At 44.8% G+C, this 18,397-nt stretch carries 22 protein-coding genes and 1 pseudogene; 12 read left to right on the top strand and 11 right to left on the bottom strand.

Going from position 1 to position 18,397, the window contains the following annotated elements; translation table 11 throughout:
* Nucleotides 1-43: 43 nt before the first annotated feature.
* Nucleotides 44-1,303: a DUF2066 domain-containing protein gene (locus tag ACXAFJ_RS09595; protein ID WP_475323054.1), complete on the top strand. Its 1,260-nt coding sequence runs from the start codon at nt 44-46 to the stop codon at nt 1,301-1,303.
* Nucleotides 1,304-1,411: 108 nt separating this feature from the next.
* On the opposite strand, the gene ACXAFJ_RS09590 is transcribed toward ACXAFJ_RS09595, so the two are convergent.
* From ACXAFJ_RS09590 to bepA, 4 genes are read right to left on the bottom strand one after another with little or no spacing between them, the layout of a single operon-like run.
* On the bottom strand, nt 1,412-1,837 hold the full coding sequence (locus ACXAFJ_RS09590) for a DUF2069 domain-containing protein (RefSeq protein WP_475323053.1): 426 nt from the start codon (nt 1,835-1,837) through the stop codon (nt 1,412-1,414).
* A gap of 1 nt (nt 1,838) precedes the next feature.
* On the bottom strand, nt 1,839-2,411 hold the full coding sequence (gene wrbA, locus ACXAFJ_RS09585; protein ID WP_475324105.1) for an NAD(P)H:quinone oxidoreductase: 573 nt from the start codon (nt 2,409-2,411) through the stop codon (nt 1,839-1,841).
* Nucleotides 2,408-2,752 (bottom strand): arsenate reductase (glutaredoxin), encoded by a 345-nt coding sequence (arsC, locus tag ACXAFJ_RS09580; RefSeq protein ID WP_475323052.1) that lies wholly within the window; start codon nt 2,750-2,752, stop codon nt 2,408-2,410. The genes wrbA and arsC overlap by 4 nt, the downstream gene beginning before the upstream one ends.
* A gap of 28 nt (nt 2,753-2,780) precedes the next feature.
* Nucleotides 2,781-4,241: a beta-barrel assembly-enhancing protease gene (gene bepA, locus ACXAFJ_RS09575; RefSeq protein ID WP_475323050.1), complete on the bottom strand. Its 1,461-nt coding sequence runs from the start codon at nt 4,239-4,241 to the stop codon at nt 2,781-2,783.
* 254 nt (nt 4,242-4,495) lie between these two features.
* Here bepA and ACXAFJ_RS09570 point away from each other — a divergent pair, with 254 nt between their 5' ends.
* Together ACXAFJ_RS09570 and ACXAFJ_RS09565 are read left to right on the top strand one after the other, a co-directional pair.
* Nucleotides 4,496-4,756, top strand: coding sequence for a sulfurtransferase TusA family protein (locus tag ACXAFJ_RS09570; RefSeq protein ID WP_475323049.1), 261 nt, complete (start codon nt 4,496-4,498; stop codon nt 4,754-4,756).
* On the top strand, nt 4,740-5,810 hold the full coding sequence (locus tag ACXAFJ_RS09565; protein ID WP_475323048.1) for an AI-2E family transporter: 1,071 nt from the start codon (nt 4,740-4,742) through the stop codon (nt 5,808-5,810). The genes ACXAFJ_RS09570 and ACXAFJ_RS09565 overlap by 17 nt, the downstream gene beginning before the upstream one ends.
* Nucleotides 5,811-5,877: 67 nt before the next feature.
* On the opposite strand, the gene bcp is transcribed toward ACXAFJ_RS09565, so the two are convergent.
* A complete protein-coding gene (gene bcp, locus ACXAFJ_RS09560) occupies nt 5,878-6,345 on the bottom strand; it encodes a thioredoxin-dependent thiol peroxidase (RefSeq protein ID WP_475323047.1) in 468 nt (155 codons plus the stop codon).
* Nucleotides 6,346-6,382: 37 nt separating this feature from the next.
* Nucleotides 6,383-6,922 carry a glycine cleavage system transcriptional repressor gene (locus ACXAFJ_RS09555; RefSeq protein WP_475323045.1) on the bottom strand — a complete coding sequence of 180 codons (540 nt, stop codon included), beginning with the start codon at nt 6,920-6,922 and terminating at the stop codon, nt 6,383-6,385.
* A 267-nt stretch (nt 6,923-7,189) separates the two neighbouring features.
* Between ACXAFJ_RS09555 and dapA the strand changes: the two genes are divergently transcribed.
* Both dapA and bamC read left to right on the top strand, forming a co-directional pair.
* Nucleotides 7,190-8,071, top strand: a complete 882-nt coding sequence (dapA, locus tag ACXAFJ_RS09550) for a 4-hydroxy-tetrahydrodipicolinate synthase (protein WP_475323043.1) — start codon at nt 7,190-7,192, stop codon at nt 8,069-8,071.
* A 40-nt stretch (nt 8,072-8,111) separates the two neighbouring features.
* Nucleotides 8,112-9,119, top strand: a complete 1,008-nt coding sequence (gene bamC, locus ACXAFJ_RS09545; protein WP_475323041.1) for an outer membrane protein assembly factor BamC — start codon at nt 8,112-8,114, stop codon at nt 9,117-9,119.
* A 57-nt stretch (nt 9,120-9,176) separates the two neighbouring features.
* Here the strand turns inward: bamC and ACXAFJ_RS09540 are convergent, their stop codons facing one another.
* The 4 genes from ACXAFJ_RS09540 to ACXAFJ_RS09525 are packed head-to-tail and all read right to left on the bottom strand — an operon-like array spanning nt 9,177 to nt 11,591.
* On the bottom strand, nt 9,177-9,389 hold the full coding sequence (locus ACXAFJ_RS09540) for a DUF2897 family protein (RefSeq protein ID WP_475323040.1): 213 nt from the start codon (nt 9,387-9,389) through the stop codon (nt 9,177-9,179).
* Nucleotides 9,390-9,394: 5 nt separating this feature from the next.
* On the bottom strand, nt 9,395-10,072 hold the full coding sequence (locus ACXAFJ_RS09535) for a M15 family metallopeptidase (RefSeq protein ID WP_475323038.1): 678 nt from the start codon (nt 10,070-10,072) through the stop codon (nt 9,395-9,397).
* A 2-nt stretch (nt 10,073-10,074) separates the two neighbouring features.
* Complete coding sequence (dapE, locus tag ACXAFJ_RS09530) at nt 10,075-11,208, bottom strand: succinyl-diaminopimelate desuccinylase (RefSeq protein ID WP_475323037.1); 1,134 nt, start codon at nt 11,206-11,208, stop codon at nt 10,075-10,077.
* A gap of 35 nt (nt 11,209-11,243) precedes the next feature.
* Nucleotides 11,244-11,591, bottom strand: a complete 348-nt coding sequence (locus ACXAFJ_RS09525) for an ArsC family reductase (protein ID WP_475323036.1) — start codon at nt 11,589-11,591, stop codon at nt 11,244-11,246.
* A 207-nt stretch (nt 11,592-11,798) separates the two neighbouring features.
* On the opposite strand from ACXAFJ_RS09525, the gene ACXAFJ_RS09520 reads away from it, so the two are divergent.
* Nucleotides 11,799-12,083, top strand: coding sequence for a winged helix-turn-helix domain-containing protein (locus ACXAFJ_RS09520; protein ID WP_475323034.1), 285 nt, complete (start codon nt 11,799-11,801; stop codon nt 12,081-12,083).
* Between the two features lie 196 nt (nt 12,084-12,279).
* On the opposite strand, the gene ACXAFJ_RS09515 is transcribed toward ACXAFJ_RS09520, so the two are convergent.
* Complete coding sequence (locus ACXAFJ_RS09515) at nt 12,280-12,648, bottom strand: DUF2956 domain-containing protein (protein ID WP_475323033.1); 369 nt, start codon at nt 12,646-12,648, stop codon at nt 12,280-12,282.
* 96 nt (nt 12,649-12,744) lie between these two features.
* On the opposite strand from ACXAFJ_RS09515, the gene ACXAFJ_RS09510 reads away from it, so the two are divergent.
* From ACXAFJ_RS09510 to flaG, 6 genes and pseudogenes are all read left to right on the top strand, one after another.
* The gene (locus ACXAFJ_RS09510) at nt 12,745-13,203 is read left to right on the top strand and encodes a DUF2919 domain-containing protein (protein WP_475323032.1); all 459 of its coding nucleotides are present in this window, start codon (nt 12,745-12,747) and stop codon (nt 13,201-13,203) included.
* Between the two features lie 179 nt (nt 13,204-13,382).
* Complete coding sequence (locus ACXAFJ_RS09505) at nt 13,383-14,519, top strand: flagellin (protein ID WP_475323030.1); 1,137 nt, start codon at nt 13,383-13,385, stop codon at nt 14,517-14,519.
* A gap of 250 nt (nt 14,520-14,769) precedes the next feature.
* Nucleotides 14,770-15,894, top strand: a pseudogene (locus ACXAFJ_RS09500) (flagellin); the annotation flags it as partial.
* Complete coding sequence (locus ACXAFJ_RS09495; protein WP_475324104.1) at nt 15,877-16,191, top strand: flagellin; 315 nt, start codon at nt 15,877-15,879, stop codon at nt 16,189-16,191. The pseudogene ACXAFJ_RS09500 and the gene ACXAFJ_RS09495, both read left to right, overlap by 18 nt.
* A gap of 260 nt (nt 16,192-16,451) precedes the next feature.
* On the top strand, nt 16,452-17,870 hold the full coding sequence (locus ACXAFJ_RS09490) for a flagellin (protein ID WP_475323029.1): 1,419 nt from the start codon (nt 16,452-16,454) through the stop codon (nt 17,868-17,870).
* Between the two features lie 76 nt (nt 17,871-17,946).
* Nucleotides 17,947-18,381 carry a flagellar protein FlaG gene (gene flaG, locus ACXAFJ_RS09485; protein ID WP_475323028.1) on the top strand — a complete coding sequence of 145 codons (435 nt, stop codon included), beginning with the start codon at nt 17,947-17,949 and terminating at the stop codon, nt 18,379-18,381.
* Nucleotides 18,382-18,397 lie beyond the last annotated feature (16 nt).

Here is an 18,397-nt window from a genome sequence, read left to right as displayed (position 1 = left end):
GCTTATCATCTAGTCTCTTTCGAATCTAATAGGTTGAAATGGAATGCGTTGTTTAGCCATTGCAATTACCGCTGTCGCTGCTTTTGTCTCTAATCCATTGCTGGCTTTGACCCATGTCGAGCTTTATCAAACTGAAGTCGTCTTGGATGACACGCAAGATAATGCTGTGAATCATGCCAGAAAAATCGGGATGCAAGAGGTGCTAATCAGAGCATCTGGTGATCCTGATATTGTAAACAATGAGGCAATTGCTAAGGCTATCTCGCAAAATACCAAATACCTAAACCAAGTGAGCTACGGCCAGCGTGATGAGCTCACCACGTTAAAAATGCGTTTTAGCTCAGAGCATATTCGCGATTTACTGACTCAAGCTAAGCAACCTTATTGGCACTCTGCTCGACCGAACGTGCTGGTTTGGTTAGTCGAGGAACAAGAGTTTGATCGCCAAATCGTCTGGGAAAGAACAGACTCTGAGGTGAAAAGTCGTTTATTGGCAACTGCGCAATCTCGTGGACTCCCGCTTACCTTACCGCTTGGTGATTTTGACGACATCACGAATGTGTCGATTTCAGATTTATGGGGTGGTTTTCTAAATCCGATTGGACAAGCCAGTCAACGATATCCTGTTGATGCAGTACTAATTATTAAACAACAAGGTAATACATTGCGCTGGAGCTTGTATGATCAAAAGCCCAACACAATAGGTAGAGAGCGCCGTTCACCGTTATCTGGTACTCAAATTGGAGAAGATGCCGCTGACTTCGTAGTAAACCAAATCACTAACTATTACGCCAAAAACAATGCCGTTCTCATTGCTAGTGAGTCATCACAATCAACGTTAATGCAAATTAGTGGTGTAAAAAATGCCAAGGACTTCTTCACCTTAGAAAACCAATTGAAAGGTCTCAGCTCCGTGGCGCGTATGGACATCTTAAAAATTCAAGGAGATGTCGTCACACTTGAGTTGGCACTGCTGGCATCAAAAGAGGCGTTTTTGAGCGAGTTGTCTCGAGTTCAAAGATTGACGCAAAAAATACCGATGGTGAATAGCACAACCGAAGATACGTTCGATAATACTCTACAGCTAGAGCGAGCAGATACGATTGACTCTAGTCTTCTTGAGTACCAGTGGCGTCATATTGCAGTCGAGATGGAATCACCAATACCAACTTCGTTGAAACAAGATACTGAACAACCTTTAGTGATTAGTGCTGACAACATTCAGAGTGAAAGCCAATCGACTTCACAAAGCGAATTCGTGACCTCTGATGCAGAGGCACCGCAAATCCAATTTACTGAATAATTGTTCTACATGATTTGAAAAAACAAAAAGCCAGATGCGAGTCTGGCTTTTTTCGTTTTTGTGTTAGTTGTTTACAATTACACCGAAAAGGTTATCCCTAAAAAAGTTCTATTTTTGAAATCTGGCTTGTTCTTGCTTCTCAATCTCAGAAAGTTTTGGCAATCTTGAACCCAACTCTCGGCCACGGCTGCGGGTGTAGAGAATGTTGCCAGCAAAGGCAGCAATAGTCAGGCTCAGTTCAACCACAGCTAACCAACGCTCGCCACCATCGATGTAGACGAGGGTAAAGGCGTGTAAAAAATACAGCATTAAAACGAAGTTTGCCCAAGCATGTGTGTAGGGCTTACCCGCCAAAATCCCGGGCAGTGGCAGTAACAATGGGATGCTCCAAGCGATGGCCAGTGCCAAAGGGTTAAGGTGAGGATGCGGTGACAACATAGCCTGCCACAACACGACCCAAGCTAAGAGACCAAGATTCGCTGACAGCGCCAACCATCGAAACTTCAGCGTGTTAGTGCTCATCTCCACACTCATATCAGATTCCTTTTAACTTTATTGCCGCTTTTGCCAATCTCGCCCCTAGCGATTTTGCCAGTGACTGTTCTTCTACTGATAAGCTTTCACCGTGTTGAGAGACCGCAGAAGCACCATAGGGTGAGCCACCAGATTGAGTAGTGTGCAGTTCAGGTTCAGAATAGGGAATGCCCATCACTAGCATCCCGTGGTGAAATAACGGCAGTTGCATGGAAAGCACCGTACTTTCTTGGCCACCGTGCATACTGGACGAGGAGGTAAATACACAAGCCGGCTTGTCGATAAGCGAGCCAGAAATCCATTCCTTACTAGTTTGGTCCCAAAAATGCTTGAGGGGGGCTGCCATGTTTCCGAACCAGACTGGGCTGCCCATCGCAAGTCCATCACAGTGTTTTAAATCATCCAGTGTCACTATTGGATCGGATGGGGACTGCTTTTCTGGGGCGATGTCCTCAACGGTACGGATGATGGCTTGGCAACCTTGGACACTTTCCACACCGCGGGCAATTTGCCTTGCCAGTGAGAGTGTTGAGCCATGTCGGCTGTAATAGAGAACGAGAATCGAGGTCATTATAAAATTTCGAGTACTTGCTCTGGTGGGCGGCCGAGTCGAGCTTGGTCACCGTTTACCACAATCGGGCGCTCAATCAATTTTGGATGCGATTGCATGGCAGCGAACAGAGATTCATCATCGGCGGTAGCTAACTGAAGCGCTTTGTAGTCTGCCTCTTTGACTCTCATCATATCTCTTACTTCAGATAAACCTAGTTGTTGAAATAGAGCTTTTAACGCTTCCACAGACGGTGTTTGTTCCAAGTATTTTACTACTTGCGGTTCAATGCCTTGTTGTTGGAGAAGTGCCAAAGTTTCACGGCTCTTGGAGCATCTAGGGTTGTGATAAATCGTAACGGACATAGGTTTACCTCGTGTAAAACAAATCGGATTATTGCAGTGCGAGAAACCGCTCTCTCGCAACGATTAGTTGGTCAATCCTAGCATCAAATCGTGCTTGTTCTAAGCTTCCAAGTTTGGCTTGGTCACTGGCTTGACTGTAATAACGAATGGCTTTGTCCCATTGAGCGGACAGCGCGAGAATTTCTGCGCGCGCGGCTAATGCGTGGTAGTCATTACCCAGTTTACTTTCTGTTTCTGCGAGCAATTGCCAGCCAACAGGGTCATTGGGGTTTTGTCGTGTGGCTGAGATGAGATGCTGACGGGCCTTTTCCAGTTCGCCACCTTGCAGCAAAATATTGGCTAAATTAATCACGATGACGCGATTGTCTGGTTTCGACTCCAGTGCCAGAGTGAGGAGTTGTGCTGCCTGCTGATAATTTTTTTGAATAATCTCTAAGTCACTCCACGCGTCCAGATAAAAGGTATTATCTGGGCTCTTGTCAATCAAAGGCTTGAGCAGCTTGACCGCTTGATCAATGTGCTTCGGTGATTCGGTCGCTTGTTCCAAATGCACTAACGCTTTGCCGTATTGCATTGCCTCTTGTTCTACGCGCGAGCCTTTGCTTTCTCTGCGTTGAAACCAATCCATTGCGGACTCTTTGGTGATTCCGGCATAGCGAGCCACAATTCTGGCTTTGGCAAGATGAAAACTCAGCGAGGGTTGCAATTCTTTCTCGGGAAGCTGACGTGCTCGTTCGCGAGTGTCCGTGATTCGGTCTTGTGGCAGTGGGTGAGTCAGCAACATGGGGGGCGGGGTACTGGCATAACGAAACTCGTCGGCTAGTCTGCCAAAGAAACGCGGCATTGCATTTACGTCAAAGCCCGCTTTTGCCAAGGTGACTAATCCAAAACGGTCGGCTTCTTTTTCATTACTACGGGTATAGTTGATTTGGCTTTGCACGTTACCAGCAGTGGTGGCTGTAATTGCTGCAATGCCTGCTTCCGGTGCAACCACCGCAAGCAGCAAGGAGCCAGCAAGTGCGGCAATGGTCGCGGGGGATCGGCGTGCTTGTTCTTCCATCGAGCGCGCAAGGTGGCGCTGGGTCACGTGAGCAATCTCGTGCGCTATCACGGATGCGACTTCACTTTCCGACTGAGAATGTAAAAATAGACCCGAATGCAACGCTATGTAGCCGCCAAAAAACGCGTAGGCATTAATTTGGCGATTTCTTACCATAAAAAAGGTGAACGGCGTTTTTACGTCATTGGCATTGGCAACGAGTCTTGCGCCGAGGTTATCGAGGTATTCATTGATGACCGGGTCGTTAACGATAGGCTGCCTTGCTCGTAGCATGCGCATGTAGGCATCACCATAGACTTGCTCTTGGGCGACAGTCAGCGTCGCTGCTGCTGCAGTACCAATATCGGGGAGCTCTTGTTGCGCGCTCAACGACGTCGAAACAATGCTGCAGGAAAGAACGCTCGACAATAAAAGGGTTTTGAATTTCAATCTCATTCTAGAAAAAGTTTGCCTGTTGTCTGACTTTGAATTTTGAAACGCTAGAACAACGCTACTCAATATAGACTCTGGTGCCCTTGAATAGTTTCGTGTGTTTTGACTAACACTGGGTTGCTGATTCAGCAGCGCTGGATTGATTTTTATGCGTCTAAGTTATCACACTGACGACAATAGTAAAAAAAGATACAATATTAGTGTGATTGGTCGATAGTCGAAGCTGAGAAATCCTGAATTGAGGGTGAAAGTTGCATAGTCGAGAAATAGATTTACGCGAGCTGCGCTGCCCGATGAGTTTGCTGGTGGCAAAAAGAGAAACAGCAAATATGACAGAAAATGAGGTAATTTCGTTGCTTTTAGTCGATAGCTCATCGATAGTCGACGTCGAAAAATATTTGTTCAGTAATGGGTATTCAGTGTCAACACAACACATATCGAATAGTGAGCAACCCGCATTTAGCCGTTTAACGGTGACAAAAGGAAGAGAAAAACATGTTAGAAATGATTAGTCATTGGTACAAAAGACGTTTTTCTGATCCCCACGCGGTGAGCTTAGTGGCAATACTGCTGTTTGGCTTTGTGATCATTTACTTTTTTGGGAACCTGATAGCGCCTCTTCTGGTTGCGATTGTGCTGGCGTATTTGCTCGAATGGCCAGTAACCAAACTGGTTAACCTTGGCGTTCCAAGAATTCTTGCTGTCGTTGGTATTATCCTATTTTTTATGGGCTTTATGTTGTTGGCGGTGTTCGGGCTGGTGCCGACGATGTGGCAGCAAATCGCGAACTTCGTTAACGATATTCCCGCAATGTGGGGCAGTTTACAGCGGTTTATTGAAGAGCTTCCCAATCAATACCCAGAACTTGCCAATTTCCAGATTATGGAGTCCATTGTTGCCAATACCAAAAATCAAGTAGTGTCACTCGGAGAATCCGTGGTCAAGGGCTCGTTAGAGTCTTTGGTGTCACTAGCAACTTTGGCCATTTACCTGATTTTGGTGCCGCTTCTGATGTTCTTTTTGTTGAAAGACAAAGAGGAAATGATGGAAATGGCGCAGGGGTTAATGCCTCGTAATCGAAAGCTTGCCAATAAAGTTTGGATAGAAATGAACGAGCAAATCTCAAACTATATTCGCGGTAAGGTATTGGAAATATTTATCGTCGGTGGCGTTAGCTATATCACTTTTGTGATGTTTGATTTGCGATATTCCCTGTTGTTAGCCGTAGCCGTTGGTTTGTCGGTATTAATTCCATTTATTGGCGCTGCGATTGTGACTTTACCTGTTGCTATGGTCGGTCTTTTCCAATGGGGCTTAGCTTCTGAGTTTTATTGGCTGTTGTTGGCTTACGGAATCATTCAAGTACTGGATGGCAATGTATTAGTGCCGTTTCTGTTTTCAGAAGCGGTCAACCTTCATCCAGTGTCTATTATCGTAGCTGTACTGGTATTTGGAGGATTGTGGGGCTTCTGGGGCGTCTTTTTTGCGATTCCTTTGGCTACGTTAGTTAAGGCTGTCTGGAATGCACTGCCCAGTCATGATGACGAGCCACACAAAGCTGCTTAACGTTAAGTGATTTGAACGGAAAAGCCCGCGGCAGCGGGCTTTTCTATTTTTAAGAATCTTGCTTTAGTTACTTGCTATTTAGGTAGTCTAAAACCACTTCATGGTGAGTTTTTGTTTTGAATTTGTCGAATACGTGCTCAATCACGCCATTTTCATCAATCAAAAAGCTAATGCGATGTAGACCATCGTAAACCTTGCCCATAAATTTCTTTTCGCCCCAAACTCCAAATTGATCGGCAACCGCATGGTCTTCATCGGAAAGCAATGAGAAGTTTAAGTTATCGCGCTCAATAAACTTACCGAGACGTTTTACCGGATCGATACTAACGCCTAGTACTACCACATTGTGTTCTTCAAGCTGACTGTTTACGTCACGCAGTCCTTGAGCTTGAACGGTACAGCCTGGTGTCATCGCTTTTGGGTAAAAGTAAAAAAGGATCTTCTTACCTTTGAAATCTCCTAGAGTGACTGTGTTTCCATCTTGATCAAGCAATGAAAAGTTTGGCGCTTGAGCGCCAGCTTGCAGCGTATTCATTTGTCTTCCTTTTTCGATACTTTTGGGCGATAACACCCTAGTTATTTTTTAAAAAGTTGAGTGAGCCTTGCACATTAAGCTCATGACATAAGGCGTCGAATGACTCCTGTAACTCCATCAAATTACATTCACTGTCCACAGTTGCTTTCAGTGCGATGTGGAACTGGTCTTGAAGTTGGTTGAGCTTTTCTTTGGGTACAGTTTGCGCACTGAATGACGACAAATCGACACCGTTAGCGGCAAAGAACTGAGTGAATTGCTCAGTGAGTCCGACTTTGTCATCCGCTTCGACAAACACTTCAACAACATAAGCTTGGTCTTTCAGTGCGTGTTGGGATGTACGCTTCATCATGGTGATTAGATCATGCTCTTGAGCAACCAATGGCAAGGTAGTTTCAACGCGTGTAGTACTTGAGTTGTTTCCTGAAAGCAACATGATCAGTGTGAATTCATTGCCAAACAGTGCGATTCGACTATCAACAATATTGCAGCCCGCGTCAGTCACATGGTGCACTATGGTATTACTGATGCCCGGTCTATCGGTGCCGATCGCTGTTATCACCAAGAATTGATTCATAAGCGTTTTGAAGGAGTTGAGTAAAGTGAAGATAGCTTAGCATATTTACAGGTACTCGAAAGTTGCACCTGTCATTGGTTTACTTTAATGGTGTGTTTGGTGAGCGTAATTTATTGGGTGTTTTTCGGTGAGAAATTGCCGGAAACTGGAACAGCTCAAACAACTGCAAAATAATCACAATTTCTGCGTGCTTTAACTGTGTTCCTCTCTTGTCTTCCCTGTTGTGCTTAAAGTACCATGCAGAAAGAAATGATAAGGGAGTTAGACATGTTTTCAGGAAGTATTGTAGCGCTTATTACACCGTTTACTCGAGATGGCGAAGTTGATTACGTCAGCTTGAAGAAACTGGTCGACTTCCATGTAGAGGCGGGAACCAGCGGCATTGTAGCAGTTGGCACGACAGGTGAATCCGCCACATTAACGTTTGAAGAACACGTAAAAGTTGTGTCCAAAACGGTTGAGTTTTCTGATGGTCGTATCCCTGTTATCGCAGGTACGGGTGCAAACGCGACTCACGAGGCGGTTATGTTTAGCCGTTTGTTGGGTAAATCTGGTATCGCCGGATGCTTGAGCGTCACTCCATACTACAACAAACCTACGCAAGAAGGTTTGTTCCTACATTACAAAGCAATTTCTGAAGAGAGTGATGTGCCTATCATTCTTTACAATGTTCCAGGCCGCACAGCAGTGGATATGTTGCCAGAAACGGTTGCTCGTTTGGCAGAGCTAGACAACATTGTTGCGCTAAAAGACGCGACGGGTGATTTGAGCCGAATTGAAAAACATCGTGAACTTTGCGGCGAAGAGTTTGTCTTGTTAAGTGGTGATGATTCAACGGGCTTGGAGTTCTGCCAACGCGGTGGTAAAGGTGTTATCTCTGTGACTAATAACCTTGCTGCGAAAGACATGGCAGATATGATGAGATTAGTGTCTGAAGGCAAAAACGAAGAAGCTGAGATCATTAACCAACGATTGACGTCACTGCACAAAGACCTCTTTGTAGAAGCGAGCCCAATTCCGGTTAAGTGGGCTGCTCACCAGATGGGGCTAATTTCCGAGGGAAATATTCGCCTCCCTCTGACTCCGCTTTCTGAAAATGCTCAGCCAATCGTGGCGCAAGCGTTGAAGTCAGCTGGATTGATTAAGTAATAACGTTGCCTTGAGTGTCTCAGGGCAATTAGGAGTTTTAATGAAAAGCATTCACCAGCTAGCCGTCGGTTCGCTAGCTGTTTTAGTTTTATCTGCGTGTTCAGGCGGTGCTGCAGAACGTCGTCAGTCTCAGGAAGAGTTTGATTACTTAAATCGAGCTAACACCTACGACTGGAATTCGCCGGATGGGATTGAGCGTCAAGAATATCCAACGTTTAAGATTCCTCAAGGTCAATTCTCAGGTGGTGTTGGAGCGGATGTTGATATACGGCCACCACAGCAAGTATTTGACTTGGTTACTGGCGCACGAGTAGAGCAGAAAGACACTAACGTGGTGTTCTGGTTTAGCCGTGAAGCACAACGCGATGAGCTCTGGACGCAACTGCAGCATGCTGCGAAAGATAAAGGCATTCAGCTTCAATCTTCTTCTACTAGGCTGGATACCGAGTGGGTAGGTTGGCGTTTCGCTAATGAGGATAGTGAAATTCGCGCTCAATACTTGATTGAGAAGAGCAAACGAAATGGGCGTTTTGGCGTCACCATTAGTTTGACCGATTGGCAGGCTTCTCAAGCACTCAATCGTCAATATCAAGAACGCTATACTGCGCAGTTTGCCAATACGCTAACCATGCAAATTGATGAAACCAAACGCAAAGCCGCTGAGCAACAAGCGCTTGGGCGTGGCGAAGCAATTCAATTCACCATGGGCACTGATCGAACGGGTTTACCAGTCGTGATTGCTCGTGCTCCTTATGCGCAGCTTTGGCCACAGCTTCCGGTGATGTTGGATGAATTTGGCTTTGACGTAACAGAGCGCAACCAAACGCAAGGTACTATTAAGGCCAAATTTGAAGGAACTAACAGTGACTTGTGGGAAGAAATGGCACAAGAACCCGTTCGTTTGTCGCTACTTGACCACACCATTTTGGTTGGCGATTTAGGTAACCGTACGTCTATTAACTTAACGGACAACAAGGGTAAGCCAGTCGATGAAGAAGTGTTAAATGGTCTGGCGCAAGCACTGGCTCATATTTCATCTCGTAACTAATCGCGTTTAAAAAACAAAAATGGGCACTGATTTAGTGCCCATTTTTTTGTTTCAAAATCAGTCGTCTGAGGAGGTTTTTTGTTTGTCTATCGCAGATTGGTTTTTCTTATCTAATTCAATCAACTTATCTAAGTCGCTTTTGTTGTTCATCTTCGACATTTGATGCTTAGTGGTAAATTTGGTCGCGTATTTCAACGCTGCGATATTACCGCCAATAAAGCCCATCACTATGATTGCTATTACCCAAGGGTTAGTCAGAAAATCAATCATGTCGCTTACTCCGCGTTAACATTCAGCACAAACTGTTTGAACAGTTGGTCGAGTATATTCAGAATACTCTCTTTGTAGACAATGTCTTCATGTATGAGCACATTGTGTAACAGATTTTCTGAGAGCTGAAGCAATAACTGATTAGCAACGGGAAAGTAGGAGATGTGCCAAGGTTCGCGGGCGACTCCACCTTGATTCTGAGAGTAGGGCTGATAAAAGCCATATTTGGCCATTTTTTCAATTAGCCATTGAGAAAATTCAGTCTGATGACCAGAATCGTATTCCCAAGGCTCTAACTTTAATTGAGTATTTTTTGGTAGAGACCGTCGACAATAGACATCGATATCCGTGCCCCAGTGATGGCGACTGGCACCCGGCAATGCAGACCAACGCATAACTTGTAAGATCGCTGACTGCGGCGAGCAGGAAGCAATATCGACAGGCTGACTATTTGAATCAAGAACGGGGAGTTGGCCAAGTAGTTTTTTGTTCCAAATAGTTTGTTGTCGGCTAAATGAACGAAATCCACTGGCGATACAAAGCTCATAACCTTGCGATTGTGCTTCTTTCGCCAGTGATTGAATTGCCCGACCTGCTTCCGGTAACAACCAAAACCGTTTGGTCCCTAACCAGAAGGGACGCAAGTGAGATGTAGTATTACCCGTGAGTTGGTCGGGGGTCATGGTTAACTCAACGCGTTTTCTAGCGTTTTTTGGTACATGTCGGTGAGTTTTTCAAGGTCAGGCACGCTTACACATTCATTGACCTTGTGGATCGTAGCGTTGATTGGGCCGAGTTCTACAACTTGCGCACCCATTTGAGCGATAAATCGACCATCGGATGTGCCACCAGTAGTAAGAAGTTCAGGTTCTTTATGATTAACATCCGATACTGCTTTTACTACTGCATCCAATAAAGTGCCAGCATCGGTTAAGAATGGATGGCCGCTTAGTGTCCATTTGAGGTCGTAATCCAAACCATGGGCATCTAAGGTTGAATGCACGCGGCGCTTGATTTCTTCATCGGTAAGCTCAGTCGAGAAACGGAAGTTAAACTGAACATTGAACTCACCTGGAATAACATTAGAAGCACCGGTACCTGAATGCAGGTTAGGGATTTGAAAACTGGTCGGTGGGAAGTAGTCGTTGCCGTTGTCCCACGTTGTTGCGGCCAATTCGGCAAGTGCAGGTAACGCCTGATGAACAGGGTTATTTGCTAAATGTGGGTAAGCCACGTGTCCTTGAGTGCCTTTCACGGTCAAATCACCAGTAATTGAGCCACGACGTCCGTTCTTGACAACGTCACCGACAAAGTGAGTACTGGACGGCTCTCCAACGAGACACATGTCAATCAGTTCATTGCGTTCCATTAAAGTATCTACGACGCGGGTGGTACCGTTAATGAATGGGCCTTCCTCATCGGATGTAATCAAAAAAGCAATCGAGCCTTTGTGGTCAGGGTGTTCCGCAATAAACCGTTCCACGGCTACTACCATCGCTGCAAGCGACCCTTTCATATCTGCGGCGCCACGGCCATGCAAATGGTTGTCAATGACGGTAGGCTCAAAGGGTGGGGTGTGCCATTGTTCTAGGGGGCCAGCGGGCACGACATCTGTATGACCAGCAAAGGCAAATAATGGTGCGCTAGTGCCGCGACGCGCCCAGAAATTGGTGGTGTCTTCAAATACCATGATTTCAATTTCAAAACCCAGAGCCTTCAAGCGATCGATCATGACGGTTTGGCAACCCGCATCTTCTGGTGTCACCGATTGACGGCTAATTAAGTCTTTTGCTAGCGCCAATACAGGGCTGTCACTCATTGTTAATATCCTTCTTAACTTACTTGGGTCTAAATTTAGGCAAATAATTCTTGGTACTGTGCGGCTTTGAAGCCAAGGTGAAGCTTGGCTTCTACCTTCAGAATCGGTCGTTTGATCATCGCTGGGTTCTCTACTAATAGGGCGATAGCTGTTTCAGCGTTTAAACTGGCTTTCTGCTCGTCTGATAATTGACGGTAGGTGGTTCCACGTTTATTGACAACGTTTTCCCAACCTAGCTCTTGGCAAAAAGATTCAACCAACGATGGGTCGATTCCTTGCTTTCGATAGTCATGAAACTCAAATTCAATTGCATTTTCTAGAAGCCACTTTTTGGCTTTTTTTATGGTATCGCAATTGGGTATACCGTACATGATGACTGGCATAAAAGACTCATACTTCCATTTTTGTTTTTGGCATCCTATCAGGAACCCGTTTGCGACACAAAGCTCACGGTATTCAGTCAAATTTGGGCAAAGATTTTTGAAGCGATCCCAGCAAGTAACCTATTTGATTGTAGGGTTATTGATCAAACGCAACACTCTTTAGTTGAAAACAGAAATAATGAAATCATTATCTTTCAGGAGGTACCGATGGAACTTAGCCCTGTTTTTGCTCGGCGACTATATCTAGCGTTGTTGGTGGAAAGCTTAGAGCGCCCGAATGTACCCAAGCTTATCGAGCAGACTGGATGGCCCAGACGAACCATTCAAGACGTGATTAAAGCGCTACCAGGAATTGGGATAGAACTGATGTTCGTTCAGGATGGCCGCCGACATAACGATGGTTATTATCAGTTGTCTGATTGGGGGCCGTTTGATAGTCAATGGCTAGTGGATCGAGAACCTGATATTGCGGCGACGTTAGGCTTCGATTAATCAGGTGCTTTTATCGACATCCCGATGTAGAGCTACTAGATCTTCAAATCGAAGCCTTGTCTGAAGGTCAGAGAATTCTCGTTGAACCCAGCATCTAGGGTTTGCATTGATAATTAACAAAACCGCTGTTGAGAATCAGCGGTTTTGTTGTACTTGTTATTTTTCATTCAAGTCTTTATATGGCGTGCAGATTTAATTATTTCGTCGAAACCAAAAGATAAGCAGCAAACGCTGCCCAACTCAACACTAACAGAAGCCAAGGTACGTGATTAGATTGAGTGTTAACCGAGCCTGTTGATACTTCGGTTTGATGCGAAGATTGAGTATCTGAACCTTGAGACGGCATTTGTTGGTTTTTTTGCTTCAGTTTTTGTTCTTTTTTCTTGGCCTTATCCGCTTCTCTCGCTTTAATTTTTTGTTGCTTTTTATACTGAGCGATTCCCTTTTCAATCCCCTGTGCAATTAGACGAGTCTGCTCTTTGGTTTGTCCGGGTTTTTGAGTAGCTTTTGCAATGGCCATTGCCGCTTGCTGAGTTTCTGGAGAGGTCACTTGTTTGATAGCCATTGTTGTATCTCTTTCACTTCATTACAGGTTTTACTGTATCACGGCTAAAATTGTGAGTAACCTAGCGACTAACAAAATATCTTTGCTTTAATCGCCATGCGCTATCAACTCGATCAATATGACAAACACGGATTTATCAGGCTACCAATATGGCTGTGGTTATCTTGGTTTGTACTTGCGAAACCTTGGGTCGTGTTTGTAATGGCTGGAGCTAGCCGCCAACAGGGTAGCGAGATATTGAGTCTTCTTTATCCCAGCTCTCACTTTTTGTATCTGTCTATGCTAATTACAAGCCCTGTCATTGCTTTAATTTGGCTAGTGGCCTGGCGCACACAAGAGCGAGTCGTTGTCGCTAAAATTGTAGGCTGGGGAAGGTCCATTAGTTTGATGGTCGCAATAACCCAGTTGGTTATGTTGATACAACAAATACTCAATACACATGGTGCAGTTTCAATGCTTCAAGGAATCAACTGTACCTTGTTGCTTTGGGTGATCATTTATCTTTATAAGAGCAAAACCGTCAGAGATGCACTCAAAGCGGAATTTGTACGCTAGTCAAATCAGCATATTTATTAACCTTCCTTGTTTGGCGCTATTAGTGAAAAACTTCTAATTATCCAGAACCTTACCTGTATAAACTAAAGTACTATTTTGAATCGAGCTCTCAGATTGTGCTAAAGATGGGTGATTTTTGTCCGATATAGGGTCAAGTCGTAGTTTTAGCGAGTAAGCGTATGGCAGTTACCGTCAATACAAATGTCTCTGCAATGACCGCAGGACGTTATGTTGGTCAAGCGACCGACATGCTTCAGCAATCGTTAGAACGCCTATCTTCAGGAAATCGAATCAATAGCGCAAAAGATGATGCCGCCGGATTACAGATTTCCAATCGTCTAGAGACACAGATGCGTGGTTTAGACGTAGCAATGCGCAACGCCAATGATGGTATATCCATCATGCAAACCGCAGAAGGGGCAATGAACGAAACCACCAATCTTTTACAAAGGATGAGGGATTTGTCACTGCAGTCTGCTAACGGTTCAAACAGCAAAGCTGAGAGACGAGCGCTTCAAGAAGAAATGGCGGCACTAAACGATGAAGTCAATCGAATAGCCGAAACCACTTCTTTTGGTGGTCGGAAATTACTCAATGGCGCATTTGGACAAGCTGCTTTTCAAATGGGAGCAAGTTCAGGTGAAGCCGTGTTAGTGACTCTGAGAAACATGCGTTCGGATTCCTTGAAAATGGGAGGATTTAGTTACGTTTCAGAAATCAAAACATCGCCTAATTGGCAGGTAAATGAGGCAAACAACAAACTTATCATGAGTTATATGACTTCTCGTGGTGAGGAACAGACGATTGATATTTCTCTCAAGCATGGCGATGACATCGAGGAAGTTGCCACCTATATCAATGGTCAAACCGATGCGGTCTCGGCATCGGTGAATCAAGATGGTCAATTACAGATCTTTATGGCGGGTGAGAAAACTGCGGGAACGATAGAGTTTAGTGGAAGTCTATCTGAGCAACTGCAGTTATCTGAATCAGTATATGAATCTGTGAATGAGATTGATATTTCGAATGTGGGTGGTGCTCAACGAGCTGTGAGCATACTAGATACTGCAATGAAGTATGTCGATAGCCACAGAGCAGAGCTAGGGGCTTATCAGAATCGCTTCCAACATGCGATCAGCAACCTAGGAAATATCAATGAAAATCTCGCGGCTTCTAATAGTCGAATAAAAGACAGCGATTACGCCAAAGAAACCACACAAATGGTGAAACAGCAGATTTTGCAAAGAGTTAGTACTTCGGTCCTAGCGCAAGCAAAACGCCAACCTCATATAGCACTTAAGCTACTAGGTTCATGATTTTGTGTGTTTTATAACCTTTTGCGAGATATCGGCAATCTTTGCAAAAACTTTATTCCTTTTTTTAAAAAGATTGCCTTTTTCTCACTTTAGTCACGATTACCCCTTCTAAAGACCAAAAAAACACATTTTCTCTATTTTTTAATTAAAGGTTTCGCGAGCCACGTCGTTATAGATAGTAACTTTGAGAAAATATGGTTTTCCGAGACGTCGGAAGCCGCACCACGGAAAATCATTTGGAGAATTAACCATGGCAGTAAATGTAAATACCAATGTTTCAGCGATGACAGCTCAGCGTTACCTAAACAGTGCAACTAACGCTCAGCAAGGTTCGATGGAGCGTTTGTCTTCTGGTTTCAAAATCAACAGTGCAAAAGACGACGCAGCGGGTTTACAAATCTCTAACCGTTTGAACGTACAAAGCCGCGGTCTTGACGTCGCCGTGCGCAACGCAAATGACGGTATCTCAATTGCACAAACTGCTGAAGGGGCAATGAACGAAACGACTAACATCCTGCAACGTATGCGTGACTTGTCATTGCAATCTGCTAACGGTTCAAACTCTAAATCAGAGCGAGTGGCGATTCAGGAAGAAATTACAGCGTTGAATGATGAGCTTAACCGAATTGCAGAAACCACGTCATTTGGTGGTAACAAGCTACTTAACGGTACCTTCTCTACCAAGTCGTTCCAAATCGGTTCCGATAATGGTGAAGCGGTGATGTTGACGCTAAACAACATGCGTAGCGATAACGAAAAAATGGGTGGTGCGAGCTACCAAGCGATGAATGGCCAAGATAAAGATTGGGCAGTGTCATCAGACAACAACGATCTAAAAATCAGCCTAACCGAAGTTGATGGCACTAACCACGAGATTTCGATTTCTGCTAAAGCGGGTGATGACATTGAAGAGCTGGCGACTTACATCAATGGTCAAAATGACATGGTGAAAGCATCAGTAAATGAAGATGGCAAACTGCAAATTTTCGCTGGCAACAACAAAGTAGAAGGCGAAATCAAACTGGAAGGCGGTCTAGCCAAAGAGCTTGGTTTTGCAGACTACAAAGCTCAAAATGCAAAAGGCGACGATTGGACAGTACAAACTGGCAACAACGCAATTAGCATGAGTTTTACTGATTCAACGGGTGCGGCGCAAACTGTGAATGTCAACGCGGCTGACGGCAGCAGCATTCAAGATGTGGCAGCAGCAATTAATGGTGCAACAACTGCAGTAGAAGCAAAAGTTGATGACAAAGGCCAACTGCAAATTTTTGCTGATAAGAGCCAAGTTAACGGTGCGATGAAGTTTGATGGCGCGTTAGCAAAAGACTTAGACATCGGTGGTGCAGGCACTAAAGTGACGGTGGATACCATTGATGTGACGAGTGTCGGTGGCGCACAAGAATCGGTGGCAATTATTGACTCGGCGTTAAAGCACGTAGATAGCCACCGAGCAGAACTGGGTGCATTCCAAAACCGATTCAGCCATGCGATCAGTAACTTAGACAATATCAACGAAAACGTGAATGCGTCTAAGAGCCGAATTAAAGATACCGACTTTGCGAAGGAAACGACGGCACTAACAAAATCGCAAATTCTATCTCAAGCTTCAAGTTCAGTATTGGCACAGGCAAAACAAGCGCCAAACTCAGCACTAAGTTTGCTTGGCTAATCCACAAGGCTTCTTCAAGCACTAACAAAAATCCAGCTTCGGCTGGATTTTTTCGTTTCCGGCACGGGCATTGATCTCCCGCTATATTTGTTAGGTTGGTCACAAAAAATATCTCAATCGAAATTTTTTTTAAAAAAGTGCGATTTTTTTCTAAAGCTATTTTGCCGATCGCCGTTAACAGATTGAGAGAAATGAGATGCGTCAATGTGAGGTGAGAGACACGGCGATGCATCAGCCTTAAATGCCAAAGGAGATCGAATATGGCACTAAACGTAAACACGAACGTGTCGGCGATGACCGCTCAGCGCTATTTAAATAGTGCGTCGGACGGTATGCAAAAGTCGATGGAGCGTTTGTCTTCAGGGTACAAAATAAACAGTGCTCGGGACGATGCAGCCGGGCTGCAAATATCTAACCGATTAACGGCGCAAAGCCGTGGCTTGGATGTTGCGGTGAAAAACGCCAATGATGGTATTTCCATTGCCCAAACTGCAGAAGGGGCAATGAACGAAACCACCAACATCTTGCAACGTATGCGTGACCTCGCGTTGCAATCCTCAAACGGTTCTAACTCCCGTTCAGAACGTGTCGCGATTCAAGAAGAAGTTGCGGCATTGAACGATGAGCTAAATCGAATTGCTGAGACCACTTCATTCGGTGGTAATAAGCTGCTTAACGGTACTTACGGTAGCCAGTCTTTCCAAATTGGTGCCGGTTCTGGTGAAGCCGTATCGCTAACCATGAATAGTGTTCGTTCTGACACTGCAGGAATGGGTGGTAATACTTACCGTGCTGCTAGTGGTAAGTCTCCTGACTGGCAAGTTACCGATGGTAAAAATGACCTGAAATTCACCTACACCAACATTGATGGTGACGAGCAGGTTGTTAATATCAGCGCAAAAGCGGGCGATGATGTTGAAGAATTGGCGACATACATCAATGGTCAGAACCCAGATATCAAAGCATCAGTAGGTGATGAAGGCCAGCTTCAACTATTTGCGGCAAATAAAAATGTCGTAGGTGAAGTGCATGTTGAAGGTGGTTTAGCTGAGGAGCTAGGCTTCCCAAGCTTTGCTGCTCAAACCACAAAAAATGATGACTGGGTTGTCGGTGAGGGTGACAACGAATTCATTATTCAATTTACCGATAACGAAGGTAACACCAGCGAAGAAAACATTGCTTTGCAAGAAGGCGACAGCATTCATGGTGTAGCGGATCGTATTAATCAAGGCTCATCAAGAGTTGACGCTGCAGTGAGTGATGAAGGTCGTTTGTTACTGTATCGCAATGGCGAACGCTCGGAAGGCAATTTGTCTTTTGATGGCAATATCGCTAAGCATCTTGATATGCGTAACGGTCAAGAAAAAACCGTGTCTGATATTGATGTCTCGACCGTCGCTGGTTCGCAAATGGCTATATCTGTCATTGATGGTGCGTTAAAAGCGGTAGATAGTCAGCGCGCAGAATTAGGTGCGTTCCAAAACCGCTTTGGTCATGCGATCAGTAACTTGGATAACATTAACGAAAACGTAAACGCTTCGAGAAGCCGAATTCGCGATACGGATTTTGCTAAAGAAACGACGCAGATGACAAAATCGCAGATTTTGCAGCAAGCCGGTACGTCCGTTTTGGCGCAAGCGAAGCAATCACCATCGGCGGCTCTAAGCTTATTAGGTTGATTGGTTGAGTTTTTGAAAACCCGACTGATAAAGCAATGTTTATGTTGCTGACCTAAAAGGTGGAAGGGAGATTGTTATGGAAATACCATCTAACACATCGAACGTCCAGCCTTATGGCTCAAATAGTGGCATTAAATTTGCTTCAGAAAACGATGGTGCTCAGCGTACCTCCCCTGACATAGAGAGGAGCCAAGTAACCAACGTCGACCAAAAGCCGAAAAAATCGCTTAAACTTGAACAAGCGATGGAATTGGCGAGAGAGCGTGAAAAGCTTAATAAGCTTGAGCGAGAGCGTATGATGGAACATATGCAGGAGTTTATAACTTCCATCAATACGGGGTTGTCCTTCCGAGTGGATGAAGAAGCTGGAAGGGACGTGGTGACTATCTATGAGGCAAGTACTGGTGACATAATTCGCCAGATACCTGATGAGGAGATGTTAGAAATACTGCGCCGCCTTAGAGAACAAACCGCCCGATATTCTTCGGGGTTGGTTGATGCTAAGGTTTAATCGTGATGATTTTTGA

It is taken from the genome of Vibrio sp. ABH4_348, assembly GCF_056159765.1.
Note: the sequence above shows the minus strand (reverse complement) of the source record. Positions and strands in the feature narration are given on the sequence as shown.

Excerpts from the sequence above, each read along its gene's own strand:
- ACXAFJ_RS09535 (WP_475323038.1), bottom strand. The coding sequence starts at position 10,072 with ATGACCCCCGACCAACTCACGGGTAATACTACATCTCACTTGCGTCCC.
- flaG (WP_475323028.1), top strand. The coding sequence starts at position 17,947 with ATGGAAATACCATCTAACACATCGAACGTCCAGCCTTATGGCTCAAAT.
- ACXAFJ_RS09590 (WP_475323053.1), bottom strand. The coding sequence starts at position 1,837 with ATGAGTGTGGAGATGAGCACTAACACGCTGAAGTTTCGATGGTTGGCG.
- ACXAFJ_RS09520 (WP_475323034.1), top strand. The coding sequence starts at position 11,799 with ATGGAACTTAGCCCTGTTTTTGCTCGGCGACTATATCTAGCGTTGTTG.
- ACXAFJ_RS09595 (WP_475323054.1), top strand. The coding sequence starts at position 44 with ATGCGTTGTTTAGCCATTGCAATTACCGCTGTCGCTGCTTTTGTCTCT.
- dapE (WP_475323037.1), bottom strand. The coding sequence starts at position 11,208 with ATGAGTGACAGCCCTGTATTGGCGCTAGCAAAAGACTTAATTAGCCGT.
- ACXAFJ_RS09540 (WP_475323040.1), bottom strand. The coding sequence starts at position 9,389 with ATGATTGATTTTCTGACTAACCCTTGGGTAATAGCAATCATAGTGATG.
- arsC (WP_475323052.1), bottom strand. The coding sequence starts at position 2,752 with ATGTCCGTTACGATTTATCACAACCCTAGATGCTCCAAGAGCCGTGAA.
- ACXAFJ_RS09515 (WP_475323033.1), bottom strand. The coding sequence starts at position 12,648 with ATGGCTATCAAACAAGTGACCTCTCCAGAAACTCAGCAAGCGGCAATG.
- ACXAFJ_RS09555 (WP_475323045.1), bottom strand. The coding sequence starts at position 6,922 with ATGAATCAATTCTTGGTGATAACAGCGATCGGCACCGATAGACCGGGC.
- ACXAFJ_RS09490 (WP_475323029.1), top strand. The coding sequence starts at position 16,452 with ATGGCACTAAACGTAAACACGAACGTGTCGGCGATGACCGCTCAGCGC.
- bamC (WP_475323041.1), top strand. The coding sequence starts at position 8,112 with ATGAAAAGCATTCACCAGCTAGCCGTCGGTTCGCTAGCTGTTTTAGTT.
- ACXAFJ_RS09510 (WP_475323032.1), top strand. The coding sequence starts at position 12,745 with ATGCGCTATCAACTCGATCAATATGACAAACACGGATTTATCAGGCTA.
- ACXAFJ_RS09505 (WP_475323030.1), top strand. The coding sequence starts at position 13,383 with ATGGCAGTTACCGTCAATACAAATGTCTCTGCAATGACCGCAGGACGT.
- ACXAFJ_RS09525 (WP_475323036.1), bottom strand. The coding sequence starts at position 11,591 with ATGCCAGTCATCATGTACGGTATACCCAATTGCGATACCATAAAAAAA.
- bcp (WP_475323047.1), bottom strand. The coding sequence starts at position 6,345 with ATGAATACGCTGCAAGCTGGCGCTCAAGCGCCAAACTTTTCATTGCTT.
- ACXAFJ_RS09565 (WP_475323048.1), top strand. The coding sequence starts at position 4,740 with ATGTTAGAAATGATTAGTCATTGGTACAAAAGACGTTTTTCTGATCCC.
- dapA (WP_475323043.1), top strand. The coding sequence starts at position 7,190 with ATGTTTTCAGGAAGTATTGTAGCGCTTATTACACCGTTTACTCGAGAT.